Origin of the sequence: Lentzea sp. NPDC005914 (assembly GCF_040629405.1) — a bacterium.
In the GTDB taxonomy this organism is placed as follows: domain Bacteria; phylum Actinomycetota; class Actinomycetes; order Mycobacteriales; family Pseudonocardiaceae; genus Lentzea.
Map to the genome: position 1 here is coordinate 330,106 of NZ_JBEXVQ010000004.1, position 16,043 is coordinate 346,148.

Sequence of the window (16,043 nt, forward strand, 5' to 3'; positions counted from 1 at the left end):
TCAGTTCCCCTTCGGCATTTCTCTGGCCTGAGCGTTCGGGGCGTGGACCCGCGTGCTGTCCTGGCGGCTCTCGGACTTCGCCTGCACCGGCGCGTTGCGGTCCATCACGACCTTCACCCGGCTGCCCTCGATGACGAGCTTCTCGCCCGCCTGCTCGAGCGCGGTGGCGAACTCCGCGCACCGGGTCTCGTCGGTCAGCCGCGCGTCGGCACTGCGCGCACCGCTGGCCCGGACGACCCTGGCGTGCATGAGCCCGTTGCGGTCGACCCACACGTCGGCGGAGTGCTGACCGTTCCAGTCCTCTTTGGACAGCCGCAGGCCGACGGTGTTCTGCACGTCGAACGTCTCGTCGACGTGGTACCCGTCCTCCTCGAGGCAGTGGCTCACCAGTTCGCGCACGAGCTGCTGGCGCCGCGTCTCCTCGACCCACGCGAGCATCCGCAGCCCGCGGGTGCGGTCCTCGGGGCCGAGGTCGGCGGAACCGGCCACCACCTGCCGCAGGCGGTCCACGGTCTCGGCCATGTCGGCCGGAGGGTGGGGGAGCGGACCGTCCTCCAGGGACTCGAGCCAGCTCGCCGCGACCCTGCGCCTGGCCACCTTCGGGTTGATCACGTTGATGCGGGTTCGCATCTCGGAGACGTACATGTCGGCGTTGTGCGGCTGCAGCTCGGCCATTTCGGCCGCCTCCAGCACCGAGTTCCGCTCGGCCGTCGTCGCGTCCGGGTCGAGCAGCGCGAGCACCGAGTCCACGTCCTGCTGCGAGACGTCGGGCGGCGACACCGGTGCGGTGACGGCGACCTCGTAACGGCGGCGCAGCGCCTGTTCGTACCCCGCGAGCGCCTTCGAGGTCCGGTCGTCGATCTCCCGCGCGCTCACCAGCCCGAGCCGCAGCGGTGGCAGCTTGCCGTCGAGCTCGGCCTGCGCCTTCGCCAGCGCGATCTGGGCGACACGCGCCATGCGGGACAGCTCGGCGGGCTCGCAGCTCGACGACAGCTTGACCGGCGGCGGCACCGCGACGGGCACCCCGGCCTCCGCGACGCGTTCGCGCAGCAACCGGATGCGGGCGTTGACGGAGACGACGTCGGCCGCGGCGACCTCCCAGCGCAACGCCGCCTCGGCGCTGGCCTCGATCGCCGCGACCCTGGCCTCCACCAGCTCGCCCTGCTCGCCGATGATCCGCACCGAGCCCTCGATGGCCGCGCTCGCCGCCCGTGCCACCAGGATCGCGCCGCCGACGACCACGGCCGCGCCGATCACGATCGCCCCCGCGGCCACCGCGGGAACCACCGCCGGCGCCAGCACCAACCCACCTGCACTCATGTCCAACCTCCCTGCCGCATACCTGACGGACGACGTCACCCCTGGTTGACGATGTCCCTTTCCCGCTGCTCCTGCGCCCGCCACGCCAGGTACCGCTGAACCGTCCACACCACGACCAGAGCCGCGAGCACGAACGGTGTGAACACCGGCTGGAACACCGTCAGCGCGGCCAGAATCGCCAGCGCCACCAGCACCACCGGCACCGCGATCCCCCTGATGATCAGCTGCCGTGCCACCCGGCCGAGCACGATCCGGCCCGCCCCCAGCAACGAGTACGCGGGGTGGAACCGGTCGCTCGCGTCCCACGCGAGCAGCGACTCGGCCGTCAGCGTCACGGCCAGCGCCACCACCGTCGCGAGCCACGTGTCCACGATCTGCGCGTCGGTCGCCATCCAGGCGACATCGGCCACGGCCACCAGCGCGAACAACCCGACCGCGACCACCGCCGCCCCCGCGGCCGCGTACCCCAGCGCCATCGGCCGGTTCAGCCGCCGCGACGACTCGCGGTGCCACGCCGTCCGCCGCAGCCACTCCTCACGCGCACGCCGAGCCGCTTGTTCGGACTCGATCCGGTGCACCTCACGGGTCGCGTACGGGATGAGCGCGAGAGCGAGCCACTCGTGCTCGGGCCGGTTCGCGAGATCGGCGTACCAGGGCAGCCGCAGTGCCTGCCCGGAGCCGAGCTCCGCGGCGATCCTGCGGCGCGTCGGCTCGTTCGCCGTCGCCGCCAGCAACGCGAGCGCCAGAGCGTACTCGCGGCGTTCGCGCAGGATCAGGTGAATCTCGTGGCGCGCACCGAGGTCCGGCACCGCGCGGGCGAGCACGGTCAACCGCTCGAACTCGGCGTGCCACCGCGTCTGGACGCCGGGGAGTCCGTCACCGCCGCCGAGGCCGTCGCTGCCTGATCCCGTGGCGAGCAACAGCAGCAGGTCCCCGGCCCACAGCTCGCTCACGATCTCGCGCTCGGGCCCGTCGTCCTCCATCGCCTGCGCGGCGAGCTCGGGCAGCCGGCTGTGGGTGATGTTGCGTTCGCGGTAGACCGGCGGATGCGTGGGATCGATGTGCCGCAACAGATGCAGCAACCGGGCGTCGTCCGTCTCGCGCCTGCCCGCCCTGGTCTGCTGCGCGGAGGAACCGGGGAACTGCTCCAGCCAGGCGGTCAGCTCCCCGCGCCGGGTCCCGGAACCCTTCCCGTACAACAGTTCCCGCGAGACGTTCCACTGCCGGGTCATCACGGCCGCGAGCAGGTCCCGCTCGTAGTACTCCTCGCTGAGGAACACGTACGGGTTCCGCACGGCTTGCGCGCTCGCAGTCGGCGCAGGGTTCGCCGCGACCTGTGGCGACTCGCCGCCCAGCCAGGCGGCCACCTCCCGCGCACCCCACCGGGAGTCGTCGTCGTAGGTGAGCAAACCCTGGCACAGCAACGCGATCCGGCCGTCCTCGACACCCGTGACCGTCACCGGCCTGCGTGGGATGTAGGACCGCATGTTCTGCGCGCTCATCCCTTTGTACAACGGTTCGCCGGTCACCAGTTCCAGAACCGTGACGCCCAGCGCCCACCAGTCGATCGCCGGCGTGACAGTGCGGCCGCCGAGATACTCCGGCGCCATGTACCGCATCGTGCCGACAAGCGTTTCGGTCTCCTCGACGTGCATCAGTCCGGTCGGGACGTGGCAGCTCACGCCGAGGTCACCGATCACCACGTCCAGCGGTTCCAGCGCGCGGATCAGCAGGTTCGACGGCTTGATGTCGCGGTGCACGACCTGCGCGCCGTGCAATGCGGTCAGTCCCTCGGCGACCTGGCGCACGAGCTCGGTCAGCACCGGTCCGTCCACACCGGACTCCCGCTGCTCCCGCCAGCGCGCCACCGTGCCGCCCAGCAGGTGCTCCATCACCTCGTACGGCCGGCCGTCCTCGATCCCCGTCTCGTACAGGGCGACGACGTGCCGCGAAGTGCGTTGCTGAAGGAACTGTGCCGTGTGCCCGTCGAGCCCGGGACCGCCGTGGTGGACCTTGAGCACGCGCTGGTCACCGGAGTCGCGGTCGCGGACGAGGTAGACGTGCCCCTGCTGAGCCTCTTCTCCCGTCAGGTCCTCCAGGACCTCGAACCGCGCCTCCAGGCCCGGCGGCAGGGGCCGGCCGAGGCCGGACGTGAGGCGCGTCCGGCCGGGATCCAGCACGGTGACCGGCTCGTCGCGCGGCCGTCGTCTGCCGGGGTCGAGCGCGGTCTCCGCGTCCGCGAGCTCACCCGCCGCCCCGCCCGCCCGGCCGCGTCCGGGGTCGACCACCGTGACGTTCCGGGAGGTGTCCACGGCCTGCGGTGCTGTCATCGGCTCAGCTCTGGCAGGAGAGGTTGACGACGACGGACCTGTTGCGCGCGGCCGGTCCGGGCAGCAGCACACCGCCGGGACCCTGGTCGTTCTCGTGGTACTGACCGGAGAAACCGTCGCCGCGGGTCGTGATCCGGCCGGCGGCGACGCCCTTGGCCACCAGAATCGACTTCACCGTCTCGGTGCGGGCCTTCGACAGGTCTCGCGCCCCCTGCTCCGGCCCCACGGTCGCGGTGTTGCCGACCAGCAGGACCTTCTGCTGTCCCTTGGCGACCTGGTCCACGATCAGCTGCAGCGTGCTCTCCGCGGCACTCCGATCACGCAGCTCCGCCTTCTCCGGCACGAAACCGACGGAGTCGGCGTCGCGCAGCACCGTCGTGCCGCACGGCGGGGGCGGCTCCTCCTTCGGCAGCGGGATCTTGGCCACCGGCACGGTGGTGTCGAAGGCGTTGCGCCGCGACGCGATGTCCACCGAGTCGACGCACGCCGTGCCCGCCGCGGCCACAACGGCCTTCCACAGCTCGACCACGCGTGCGCGCAAGGCGTTGTCCAGCTCCGCCTGCGGTTCCGCGGTGCTGCCGAGACCGACGAGCACCACCGAGCGGCCCTTCAGATCAGGCAGCTGCGCCTGGGCCTTCAGGTACGCGGCCTCGTCGGCCGGCAGCACGTCGAACATGGACTCGTCCTGATAGGACAGTGGCCCCGCGGTCGCGAGACCGGAGTCCATCAGGACGATGGTGCCGCCCTCCGGCGTGACCCGGCCCGCCTCGGACAGCGCGCCGAGCACGTTCGCCTCCGGCTGCTTGGGCTTCATCCCCGCCACGAACGACGTGATGCCCTGGATGTGGGTCGCGATCTCGCGCTTGCGGCGTTCGTCGTTCTTGGAGCCGAGCTTCACGTCGGCGTTGAGCGCGACGGTCGGCTGGCCGTCGACCCGCACGACCTGCACCCGCTGGCTCTGCGTCACCGCCTGCTCGATCAGCCCGGTGATCTCCGCGGGCAACGACGGCGTGGGGCTGCCCATCCGCGCGCCGATGACCAGGGTGAGGGGCTTCGCGGTGTCCGAGGGACAGCCGGACGCGGGCGTGGTGCCGATCGGCGAGTCGGGTTCCTTCTCCGCGCCGCAGGCAGTCAGCGCGACCGCCGCGACGAGGCCGCAGGCGAACAGGCGACGGTGGCGGTGGTGAGTCATCTCTGGTCCTCTTCCTGCTTCTCCGGGTTGCCTTCCTCGGCTTCCGGCTCGGTGTCCGTGCCCGTCAGCTCCTGTGGCCGCTGGTCGGATGTCCCGATTTGGCCGTTCTTCTTGAACAGCTCGAACTCGATCTCCTTCTTCAGCCGCTCGGCCGCCGCCCTGCACCTCGCCTCCAGTGCCAGCCAGGCGCGTTCGTGGTCGTCCCTCGCGTCCTGCACCGACCGGCGGAGCTCGGCGACCGACTTGACCTTCGAGTCGAACCGGCCGAACTCGGCCGCCGCCTTGGTGCGGCGGGACAACGCGCGCAGGTACTGGCGTGCCTCGGGGTGGTGGCGCACGTACCCCGCGACCCCGGCGACGATCCCGGTGCCCAGGTACAGCGCCAGGAACAGGAAGGCGGACAGCTGGCGTTCCTGTGCGGCCGCTTCGGCCAGCGTGTTGGACGTCTGTCCCTCGACCTGGTAGGTCGTGCCACCGGTGAGATCTGAGCCGGCGTAGAACAGGCGGAACACGAACGCCGACGCGCCCAGCGCGAGCCAACCGGCGAAGCTGACGATCGCGGCGGCGCGAGCCCCGACGACGTGCCCGGTGACCGCGACCTTGGCCTGCGAGCCCGCGTTGTGCGACAACGCGAGGCACACGGCGGTGAAGCCCACCACCATGATCCACAGGATCACGTCGTCCTCGTTCACGGCGGAACCGAGGACCTGCTTGAACGTCACGAGGTCGACACCGGCGGCGGCGAGCAGCACGAAGTAGTGCAGTCCCGCGGTCCACGGCTGGCCCGCGATCAGCGCGAGGTTGCCGTTGATCACCGGACGGCGCCGGAACGGGTTCGGCGGATGTCCGCCCGTCATCGTCATGATTTCCTGCCTCTGCGCTTGCTCCGGGGCTCCGGGTCGAAGAACGGGACGTCGGGACTGGCCACCCGGTCCAGCGCGTGCGACACCGCGCCTTCGAGGTCGTGCAGGACGTTCTCCTGGTCCTCGTGGTGGGCGAGGTACAGCGCCTCGGCCTCGACGACCCTGGTGGCGATCAGGTCGAGCTGGGTGGCGACCTTGTCGTGGTGCGCCCTGGCGTCGGCGAGCCATTCGCCGACGTGCGTGTCGACGTAGCCGTACAGGATCGGCTCCGCGGCGCTCGCCTGCGCGGCGGTGACCTCGTTCGCCATGCCGAGCAGCTTGCGGCTCAACGCCTTCAGGTCGATGACCGGCACGGACTTGCCGCGCAGCCTCGGCAGCTGCAGCTTCACCTTGCGCAGCGACAGGGAGGTGCGCAGGAGGGGCAACGACTTCATGCGGACTCCTCGATGTCGGGGTCGGCCTCGTGGTAGTGGACCGGGGGCGCCGGCACGTCCAGGCTCCGCGTGACGACGCGGTGCTCGAGCCGTCCCCGCCCGAGGTCCAGCGGGTCGCCCTCGGGCGGGTCGGTCACCCACGTCGGCAGCTGCTGCGCGACGAAACGCAGCAGGGGAGCGAAGTACGTGCCTTCCGGGTGGACGTGCGCGTTGTGCTCCCAATAGGTGCTGATCCGGGTCGCGTAGTGCTCGCTCATCGCGGCGGCGTTCGCCTGCGCGGTGACGAACTGCGTCTTGATCTGTTCCTCGACGGCGGCGATGCGGGCCACGATCTCGTCGTGCGCCTTGATCCGCGCCATCTCGTGCGCCTGCGCTTTGGCGATGCGGTGACGCCGCAGCTCGTCGCGGCGGCCGCGCAGGGAGTCGGTGCCCGCGAACGCCGCTTCGGTGTGGTTGCGGGGTTTCAGCTCCTCCTCGGTGATCGGCAGCTCGGCGGTCGTGACCTCGGCCGCCGCCTTGAGCACCTCTTTCGCGGCGAGCTGCCGTTGCGCGCGGAGGGTCTGCAGCGAGGTGCGGTTGGCCGCCGCGGTTCGCTCGAAGTTCTCGCGGATTCCGGCGATCTGTTGCTGCGCCAACGCCAGCAGCTGGTCCGGGTACGGCGCGCTGACGGCTTGGCCGGACTCCGCGAGCTCGGCCTGCGCGCTGTAGGACGGGGTGCGCCTGCGACCGTCCCGGCGGCCGCGCCACCGGTCCTTGAGCTGCTCGCGCCTGAGGTAGCGGTTCACGGCCGCTCCTTGGGGATGATCACGGTGACCTCGCCGCGATGGGCGTTGAGAGCTTCGCGGTGCAGCAGTGCGAGCCGGGCCAGGGCGTTGGTCTGCTCCTTGAACTCGGCTGCGTCCGCCTGGCCGGGGACGCCGTCTTCCGGCACCGGCAGGTCGACGTGCGTGAGCATGGTGAGCGCTTCCAACGTGTCACCGGCCGCCGCTCGTTCGTCGACGTGCCGCAGGAGCTCCAGGCCGCGGTCGAGAGCCGCCTTGACGCGGGCGATCTCGGCCGGTGGCACGTCATCGATCTGCTTCGCCTGGGCCAGCACGAGCTGGGCGCGCGAGATCCGGTTCTCGGTGGTGCGGCGCAGCGCCGAGCAGAGCTGGGCGAGCGCGGGGTGGCCGGTGACCCGCGGCGCCCCGTCCGTCGCCTGCCACGGGTCGATCCTGTTCCCGGTGCGGGTCAACGGATGTGCCGCGGTGGAGGCGTCCGCCGCGACCAGCAGCGCCATGTCCTGGTCGCCGCCGACGAGCCGCTCGGCGTCCTGGTGCCGCCCGCTGTCCAGCAGCGCGGCACCCTTCTCCTGCCTCGCCAGCACGTCCACGACCTCCCGTCCGAGCCTCGCCACCCGTCCCGGCTGATCGGGCCGTTGCGCGCACATGGCGGCGACGGCGCCGCGGAGCAGTTCCGCGTGGGCACGGCGCCGTCGCCTGGTGGTGAACCACGCGGCCGCGGTTCCCAGCAGTGCCAGCACGAGCGCTGCCGAGAGCGCCCAGATCACGTTGTTCCAGACCACGTTTGTTCCCTGACGGACAGCTGGAGGGGTGGTGGTGCACATCGGACTCACCTGCCGTGGTGCGCGAGGACCGCCCAGTGCTCGATCGCCGCGGGGTCGTGCGGCAGATCCGCCGGTGTGCCTTCGGGCAGCACGCGGCCGGGGTCGATCAGCTGCAGCTGGGCGGCCCTGAGCGCCGCGCTCGGTTCCAGGCCCCGTGCGAGGTGGTGGTGCACGAGGTGGAGCAGCGCCCCGGACGGTCTCGGCCACTGCGCGGCCAGCACGGATCGCGTGCCGTTCGCGACGAGTTGGGCGGGTGCGGTCAGTGCGTCGTCGTGCGGGTGGTGCTTCGAGACGTGATCGGTGAGCGTGACGAGCCCGATGCCGTGCAGCTCCGCTACCGGAAGTTCGCCGCCGTGCAGCTGGATCGTCGAGCCGGCCGGGTCGGAGGTGGTGCGGCAGCCCAGGTGCAGGATGGCGAGGCCTTGCTGTGCGGCCGCGCGGATCTCGTCTGGCGTGCCGCGGCCCTGAGGCGACTCGCGCCATGGCCGCGGTGGCTGGCCGTGCCCGCCGAGGAACCTGCCCTGGGGGTGGAACGCGGTGCGCAGCTGCTCGGCGATCGTCGCGGCGTCGCCGTTGGTGCGGTCGGGGTTGCCGACGAACACCGCCGCGCCTTCCCGGACGGGCGCCTGGGGCGTGCTCGCGGCGGGGAGCAGCGTGATCTCGTTGTCCTGCACCAGGTATCGGCGTTCGCCGTCGATCTCGCGCCACGCGGCCGTCCACGGTACGAGGCCCAGGTCGCCCATCGGGACGAGGGCGAGCCGCTTGCCCGCCCACGGGGTGAACGCGTCTTCTGCGGCTTTCCAGACCCACGCGGTGATGCGGGCGAGCTCGGTCGTCCAGCCGCGCCACGACGGTGTCACGCGCGCCTTCTCCACGGCCTCGCGCCACGCCCTGATCGCGCGGGTTCTCAGTTCGGGCAACGCAATCACGCGCACGTCCTCGTCCGGGGCGATCGTGGCGGCGAACCCTTCGTGGGCGTCGCATCCCGGGACGAGGTAGATGAGCACGTCCTTGGTGGGTCCACTGTGGACTTCGAGTCCTAGCAGCGACCGTCGCCTCGCCTCCAGCACCTGGACGAGGTCGTCGTTCGCGCTGTCGTCGAGGCACCACGCCGTCACCTGGTCCCCGGCCGCGGCCAGCCCGGCGACGCGGCTCGCGGCCCGGTCACCCGGCCGGTCCCGCATCCGCAGCCGGGAGCCGAGCGCGAGCGCGTTGTCCGGTGAGGGATTTTTCGCGAAAGCCACCTCCAGTTCGGCGATGGCGGTGTCGAGCGCCTCCGGGTTGGTCGGGACGTCGGCGTCCAGGTGCGCGCGGTACACGCCGCGCAACATCCGCGCCATCATCGCGAGCCCGCTGTCGGAGGTGGCGCCGGATTCGGCGCGCTCGATGCCTTCGTAGGCGCGCAACGCCTGTTGGACATCGCCTTCTGAGGAGGCGGCCTGCCACGCGTGCGTCTGGGCCAGCAACTCGCTCAGCCCGGTCATGTCGCCGGTTTCTGCGACGAGTTCCGAGGGCACACCGCCGGGTGGGCCGATGATCCTGGACAACAGCGAGACCATCGCGCCGAGGCCGGTCTTCTCCTCGCAGTCCGGTAGGGCGTCGACGCGCCACACCAGCGACGTGATCCGGCTGACCTGTGCGCGGACCGCTTCCTGGCGCGGGTCGGCGATGATCTCGTTCAGCAGGCGGACGACGTCGAGCTCCAGGTCGCCCGCCGCGTCGCGCTCCCCGCCGTCGTCCAAGCCGGCGAGCATGCTCTGGAACACCGCCGCGTCCGGGGCGGTGCCGCTGACGGCGTACCGGGTCGCCGCGTCGAGCGTGTCGACCATGGCCTTGAGCCGGCTCATGTCCTCCGGCGGCAGGTGCGGTTCGAAGTCGGCGAGCAGCTCGCGGAGGTTGCGGAACGTCACGTCCGGGTGTTCGCCGATCGGCGCGACGTCCATGAGCCACTGCGTCCGGATGATCACGATCCGCAGCACCAGCAACGCCCGAACCTCGGGTCCCACCCCGTCCTCGGACCGCACCGTCCGTTCGGCGTCGGCGAGGAAGCCGCGCACGTCGTGCCGCGCCATGACAGCCCTGACGCCGAACTCCTTGGCCGCCACCTCCACCGCCTCGAGCCGCCACGACCTGGCGATCGTCGTGGCATCGGTGTGCTCCTCCGCGACGGCGATCGCGGCCGACGTCCAGTCGAGGACCGCCCACAGGTGCGCGGGCCCGTCGAGGCGCGTCAGCACGAGGAACGACTCCGCCAGCACGAGCAACACCGGCAGAACATGCCCCTCCGGCTCGTCGGCGACCGACGCGAGCAGTGCGGTACCCGCAAGCAGATCGGCGACGCGCTCGTTCTCCGCGCCGCGAGCGCACAACAGCACCCCGTGGTTCACCGTGTGCTCGGCGTCGAACGCCACGTCGCCGGGCACCGCCGCGTAGGCGTCGATGGCCTCGTCGATCCCCACGCCCGCCTCGGACCAGAACCCGGTCGTCAGCAACCCGGAGAGCAACAGCTGTCCGTGGCCGGCATGGTCGGCCAGCTCTTTTGCGGCGGCGATCGCGGCCGTCAACGCGGCCGGGTCCCCGGTGAGCCGGTGCCGTTCCTCGAGCAGGATCGCCTGGGTCTGCAACAGATCGGCCCGGTTGTCGTGGTCGAACGGCAGCACCGCCTCCAGCCCGGCCAGCGCGTGGTCGAGGTCGACAGGCGCGAGGGTGTGCGGGTAGGCCCAGCGGTGCGCGAGGGCCCGCTCCCGCCGGTACTCCAGCAACTCGTCCTCGGAGTGCACGAACGCGCCCAGCGCGGCCACCTCGCCGGTCCACCTGCGGGCGTCCACGGGCGACAGTTCGTCGGACACCAGCAACCGCAACCGGATCAGCTCCGCGCAGTCGACCGCGGCCTGCTCGGCGAGCTCGCCCTCGGCGGCCGAGTGGGCCGCGGCGGTGAGGAAGGCGATGGCGGAGTCCAGGTGCGGCACCGAGTCCAGCACCTCGGCGAGGAACGACAGCGCGCCGCCCGCCCGGTAGCGCCACATCGGGGTGAGCGGGCCGGAAGGCAGGCGCTCCGTGGCGAACGAGAGCAGCCGCACGCCGAGCTCGACGGTCTCCTCGGTCGCGCCGCCCTCGTCCAGCAGCACGTCGAGGTGCGCGAGACCTGCTGTGCCGGCTTCCTCGGGGTCGACCTGGTCTGGTTGTTCGTCGAGGGCGGTGGCCAGGAGCAACGCGTGGTCGTGGGCGGTGTCAGGCATGGGCGACCTCGGGTGCGGTGGCGAGGAGCAACGCGCGTGTGTTGAGCGGCCTCGCGGCGTTGGCGGGCGCGTCATCGGTGCGCGTGTGGTCTGCGAGCGGTGCGTGGGCGATGGGCGACCTCGCGACGTTGGCCAGCATGTCTGCGGCGGCGAGGAGTAATGCGTGGTCCTGAGCGGTGGCAGACATGGCGTCCTCGGGCGCGGCGGCGAGGAGCGGCGCGTGCCCGTGTGTGGTGGGCGGCCTCGCGGCGTTGGCGGGTGCGTCGTCGGGGCGCGTGTGGTCTGCGAGTGGTGCGTGGTCGTGTGTGGTGGGCGTTCTCGTGGCGTCGGTTGGCGCGTCGTCGAGGCGTGCCCGGTCTGCGAGCGGCGCGTGGGCCGTGTCAGGCATGGGCTACCTCGCGGGCACTGGCCAGCACGTCGTCGAGACGCGCCCGATCCGCCAGCAGCGCTTCCGCCTCCCGGCGTGCGATCAGCCCCTGGTCGGCCAGCGCGTGCACGGCGGCGCGCAGCGAGGTCAGCTGGTCGGACGACGGTGCTGTTGTGACGGCGTCCACGATCTGGCCGACGATCGCGGCGTCGGTATCGGTGTTCACCGGCTCCACATCGGTTACTTCGTCGGACAGCGGGTGGACCAGCGACTCCGGTCTGCGTCCCAGCGGCCGTTCGATGTAGGCGTCGTACCAGGACACGTACTCGGGCGAGGACCGCGTGCCGACGTTGACCTGGTTGCCGGCGCTGCAGACGCTTTTGACCGTGCGGAGGATCGCGGGCATGCGCTCCAGGTAGTACGGCACCGAGTTGCCGAACTCGGCGACGCACCGTTCGGCCAGCCTGCGTAACAGGTAGGTCTGGCCGGGCAGGGGTGCGGTGTAGCCGGCCTCGTCGGCCAGATGGCCCAGCACGGCGCGGTGTTCTTCGTCGGGCAGCGCGCGGCCGAACCTGTTCTGCCGCACCTGTTTCGGCTTCACCTGGGCGCCTTTGGACGCCCGGTAGCCGCGCAGCACGTCGATGACCCGCTTGCGCACGTGGAACCGCACGGCGCCGACGACGTTGTGGCACTGCATCCCGTGCTCCGTCAGGAAGACGGCGACGAGGCACAGCACGTCCAGGACCAGATCGCGGCACACGCAGTCACCGGAGACGACCAGTCCCGGTGCCCGCACCGGCCGTCCGATCCGCAGACCGTTCACGGCGAGACCCATGTCGCAGCGCGCGACCTGGTGGCTGCGGTGCAGATCGGTCCTGGCCTTCTGCAGCTCGGCGAGCGTGGCGCGCACTACTTCGGGTGAAAGGTGGGATGTCTGTGGCGGCAGCATCATGAGAGTTTTCTACGCTAACGGAAGATTATATGTAAACGCTGGTTGCTGAACCGTGACGCAAGCGCCTGTCGGGGGCGTGCGCAGCAGATGTGCGAGTGTTTGGGTGCCGTGGAATAGGAGAGAGCGATGGCGTTGCTGCCTGCGGTGGTGCCGCAGTTGGTCGAGAAGAGGTCCGAGCTGGTCCCGGCTCGCCTCGCGAGGAAAGTGGCTGCTCTCTTCGGTGTCCCGTCGGACGAGAACCCCTACGGCCCGATGACGTGGGTCTGCGACTTCACGGCGATCACCGTCACGGAGATCGCCCGCGGCGCCCCTTTGCCCACCCGCGCGGCCGCCGCACAGTTGCGCGACCACGGCCACGACGGTGCGTGGGCGGTACACGATCGGGCGATTGTCCCGGCGCAGGGCAAGGCGCTGCCCAACGAGATCGTCGCCGCCACGATGAACAGGTTCGGCCCCGACACCAAGGCCGCCGTCGTGCTGACCGCGACGAACGTGTTGCTCGCACCCGTCACGGAAGCGATGACGACGGCGTTGTCGCTGCTGCGGTCCGCGGACGGGGACGAGCTTCCGCCGATCCAGTGGATCGCGGCGTGGGCGGCCGCCGCCGTCGAGGTGTACCGGTCGCAGCCGGCGCTCGTCGTCGCCGCGATGAAGGCACGGGCGATCCAGCGCGAGTCGCTGAGCGCCCCCGCGTTCCCCTGGGCGGACAGGCTTTCCGGCACGGTCAAGGCCCGCTGCGAGATCGGCGCGAGCGAGCCCGTCCCGCACGACCCGGTGACCAGGCCGCGCGACCTCGACTTCCTCGACGCGATCGCGGTCGGCAGGCTCAACGCGACGGGCCAGCTGCCGTTGCCGGACCCGGACGCCGTGGCGGTGGCGGCCGGGCCGAGCATCGGCGACAGGCTCGCCGAGCTGCTGATCAGGCTGATGGTCGACATGGGCACGCCGGACGGCGTCGGCTACGTGTGGGTGAGCGAGCGCGAGCCGGGTCAGGCCGTGGTCGAGGCGATGGTGCCGTCGGCCGGTCTGGTGCGCGAGCTCGTCGAGACGTGGGCGCACGGGCCGGGCCAGCTGGACCGGCCGGACGAGTTCGCGGACGACCTCGCCGTGGCGATCGCGCACCGCGTGCGGCTGCCCGCGCCCCTTGAGCTGGCGGCACTTCCGGTGCTGACCCGCCGGGTCGTGGTGCTCGCGGCCACGGGCATCGTGCGGCAGATGGGCCTGCTCGCGCCGTCGGCCTGGGTGAAGGGCCCCGAGTTCGCCGCCATGATCGACGAGATCGAGGCGCTGCTGGGCGTGTTCGCCGCCGACGACCCGATCGTGCCGGAGATCCGCCTGCGCCTCGCCGTCCAGCGAGCGGGCATCCAGCGGCACGGCGGTCAGGTGAGCGCCGCCGCGGTGGCCGAGGTGCTCGGCGCGACGGACGGGTGCCTCGCGTCCGGCACGCTCGACCGCGGTGCGCTGGCGGACGTGCTGTCGGTCGCGTGCATCGAGCTGAACATGGCGCGAACGGCCACAGAGGACACCGGCGCGCTGACGGAAGCGTTGCGCCGCTACTGGACCGCGTTCGCAGACGCCGTCGAGGTCGACCTCTTCGGACCGGACGCGGACCTGAGCGGGCTGAGCTTCCAGCTGCACAACCTCGCGGCGTTCCTGGGCGGCAACAGAACCAGCGAGTCCGACCTGCGCAAAGCGTTGCACTTGTTCGAGAAGTCGGTCATCCCCGGCCGCGCGCGGCTGTTCAACCGCGACCGCGACATCAGGCCACTGGCCCGCAGCTGGTACCTCGCCGCCGACGCGGCCGCCGCACTCGCCGGTCTGCTGCACGAACGCGGCGACGTCGAGGCCCTGCAGTGGGTCGAACGCGCGTACGGCTGGGTGAGCGAAGTGCTCGCCGACAAGCTGTTCGCGCCCGGCAAGCTCCACCCCCGGCTCGACGACTGCCTCTTCGCGCTGCGGGCCACCCCGGTGCTGCTGCTCGCCGTCGAGCACGGCGTCGCCACCGACCGGAACGGTGCTCTCGACCGGGCCGACGAGCTCGTGCGCCTGGTCGAGAAGTGGCTCAAGGAGAACGCCGGCGACCAGGTCGAGAAGTCGCGCTACCACGGCACCGTCACCGCACTTCGAGCCCGCCTCACCGCACTCGTCGCGGGCGGCTGACCAGCCGCCTCACCTTCCGGGCCGCCATACCCGGGTGGAGGTGATGAGCGATGTCCGGTGGTGGCAACGGCGAGGACAGCAAGAGGTGAACAACGGCGAAAGAGGCCGGATGTGCGGGTGCGGAAAGGCGATACGGCTTTCCGCCCTCGCACATTGACTGAACAGGCTCCTCGCGTCATGCATGTCCAAACGGAGATCGCCCCGATTCCGTTACGGACCACCATTCCACTCGGCCGGAAATACGGCTCCCGTGTGCACGAATAGGATTCGATAATGGTTTTACGTCGCAGGAACTGTATTTACCGGACGGGTGCCCTGGCCGGTTTCACGTCCGCCTGGGCCTCCAGGTGCTCGGGCAGCGACGCGCGGTAGATGGGCATCGCGGCAGCGGTCGTGACGATCGCGACCAGGACGAGAATCGCGAACATCTCCGGCGTCACCAGCCCGTACGCGAGGCCGATGTTGATGAAGATCAGGATCATCAGGCCGCGCGCGTTCATCAGGCCACCGACGGCGGAGGCGTAGCGCCACGAGTAACCCTGGGCGCGCACGACCAGGCCGCAGCCGAGGTACTTTCCGGCGAACGCCGCCAGCATGATCACGGCGAGCGGGAACCACAGCTTTCCGCCCGCGCCGAAACCGGAGACCTGCGTGTTGAGGCCGCTGAACGCGAAGAACACCGGCAACAGCAGGATCGAGTTGAGGTCGGTGAGCTTGGTCTCGAGCTCGTGCCGCACGACGTTCGTCTTGGGCATCGCGAGACCGGTGACGAAGCCGCCGAACACCGAGAACACGCCGATGTAGTCGGTGTACCAGCCCGCGAGCAGCACGACGAGCAGGATGACGGCCATCATGTCGCGGCTGAGCTTGCCGTCGCGCTCGGCCCGCTCGCCGAGCTTGGCGAGCCACTTGCGGCCCACGGTGAGCATCAGCCCGGCGAAGATCCCCGCGCCGAGGATCGTGCGCAACGCACCGGACGGGCTGCCCGAGGTACCGACGGCGATGATCAGCGCGAGGAACGCCCACGCCACGGCGTCGTCGATCGCGGCCGCCACCAGGGTCAGGCCGCCGATCGGGGTGTTCGCGATCCCGCGCTCCTGCAGGATCCTGGCCAGCATCGGGAACGCGGTGATCGACAGGGCGCCACCCAAGAACAGCATGAACACCCACAGGCGTGAACCCTCGGGGCTCAGCGAGTCGAAGAAGATCACCGCGGTCCCGGCGCCGAGCAGGAACGTGGGCACGATGCCCGAGACGGCGAGCATGCCTGCCTTGCGCGCGTTCGACCCCGCGGTCAGCTTGTGGTCCAAAGAGGACCCTACGAGGAACATGTAGAACGTCAACCCGATCGTGCTCAGCACGTACAGGGTGCTCTTGACGTCCGCTGGGAAGAGCTGGGCCTGCACACCGGGGGCGACGGCACCGAGCAACGCCGGGCCGAGCAGCACGCCGGCGACCATCTCGCCGACCACCCTGGGTTGTCTGACCAGCATGGCGAGGCGCCCGCACAGGGTGGTCGCGACGAGCACCACCGCCAGCGCGGCGAAGACCTGCAACGCGAAGTGGATCTGGTTCACCGG

Annotated in this window: 12 protein-coding genes; 1 reads left to right on the forward strand and 11 read right to left on the reverse strand. The window is 71.0% G+C overall.

Going from position 1 to position 16,043, the window contains the following annotated elements:
- Genes ABZ345_RS08645 through ABZ345_RS08690 form a run of 10 tightly spaced genes read right to left on the reverse strand, consistent with a single transcriptional unit; the run spans position 1 to position 12,261 of the window.
- Complete coding sequence (locus tag ABZ345_RS08645; RefSeq protein ID WP_359844400.1) at positions 1-1,320, reverse strand: hypothetical protein; 1,320 nt, start codon at positions 1,318-1,320, stop codon at positions 1-3.
- Positions 1,321-1,355: 35 nt separating this feature from the next.
- The gene (locus ABZ345_RS08650; protein ID WP_359844402.1) at positions 1,356-3,650 is read right to left on the reverse strand and encodes a protein kinase; all 2,295 of its coding nucleotides are present in this window, start codon (positions 3,648-3,650) and stop codon (positions 1,356-1,358) included.
- A gap of 4 nt (positions 3,651-3,654) precedes the next feature.
- Complete coding sequence (locus ABZ345_RS08655; protein WP_359844404.1) at positions 3,655-4,842, reverse strand: OmpA family protein; 1,188 nt, start codon at positions 4,840-4,842, stop codon at positions 3,655-3,657.
- Positions 4,839-5,705, reverse strand: coding sequence for a hypothetical protein (locus ABZ345_RS08660; protein ID WP_359844406.1), 867 nt, complete (start codon positions 5,703-5,705; stop codon positions 4,839-4,841). Before ABZ345_RS08660 ends, ABZ345_RS08655 begins: the two co-directional genes overlap by 4 nt.
- The gene (locus ABZ345_RS08665) at positions 5,702-6,139 is read right to left on the reverse strand and encodes a hypothetical protein (RefSeq protein WP_359844407.1); all 438 of its coding nucleotides are present in this window, start codon (positions 6,137-6,139) and stop codon (positions 5,702-5,704) included. Before ABZ345_RS08665 ends, ABZ345_RS08660 begins: the two co-directional genes overlap by 4 nt.
- Positions 6,136-6,924, reverse strand: a complete 789-nt coding sequence (locus ABZ345_RS08670; protein WP_359844409.1) for a hypothetical protein — start codon at positions 6,922-6,924, stop codon at positions 6,136-6,138. Before ABZ345_RS08670 ends, ABZ345_RS08665 begins: the two co-directional genes overlap by 4 nt.
- Positions 6,921-7,703, reverse strand: coding sequence for a hypothetical protein (locus ABZ345_RS08675; protein WP_359844411.1), 783 nt, complete (start codon positions 7,701-7,703; stop codon positions 6,921-6,923). The genes ABZ345_RS08670 and ABZ345_RS08675 overlap by 4 nt, the downstream gene beginning before the upstream one ends.
- A 47-nt stretch (positions 7,704-7,750) precedes the next feature.
- Entirely contained in the window at positions 7,751-10,984 is a 3,234-nt protein-coding gene (locus tag ABZ345_RS08680) for a CHAT domain-containing protein (RefSeq protein ID WP_359844413.1), read from the reverse strand.
- The gene (locus tag ABZ345_RS08685) at positions 10,977-11,372 is read right to left on the reverse strand and encodes a hypothetical protein (RefSeq protein ID WP_359844415.1); all 396 of its coding nucleotides are present in this window, start codon (positions 11,370-11,372) and stop codon (positions 10,977-10,979) included. The genes ABZ345_RS08680 and ABZ345_RS08685 overlap by 8 nt, the downstream gene beginning before the upstream one ends.
- Positions 11,365-12,261, reverse strand: a complete 897-nt coding sequence (locus tag ABZ345_RS08690; protein WP_359844417.1) for a hypothetical protein — start codon at positions 12,259-12,261, stop codon at positions 11,365-11,367. Before ABZ345_RS08690 ends, ABZ345_RS08685 begins: the two co-directional genes overlap by 8 nt.
- A 168-nt stretch (positions 12,262-12,429) precedes the next feature.
- Here ABZ345_RS08690 and ABZ345_RS08695 point away from each other — a divergent pair, with 168 nt between their 5' ends.
- Positions 12,430-14,463 carry a hypothetical protein gene (locus tag ABZ345_RS08695; protein WP_359844419.1) on the forward strand — a complete coding sequence of 678 codons (2,034 nt, stop codon included), beginning with the start codon at positions 12,430-12,432 and terminating at the stop codon, positions 14,461-14,463.
- 299 nt (positions 14,464-14,762) lie between these two features.
- On the opposite strand, the gene ABZ345_RS08700 is transcribed toward ABZ345_RS08695, so the two are convergent.
- Positions 14,763-16,040 carry a cation:proton antiporter gene (locus ABZ345_RS08700; protein ID WP_359844421.1) on the reverse strand — a complete coding sequence of 426 codons (1,278 nt, stop codon included), beginning with the start codon at positions 16,038-16,040 and terminating at the stop codon, positions 14,763-14,765.
- Between the last annotated feature and the right edge of the window lie 3 nt (positions 16,041-16,043).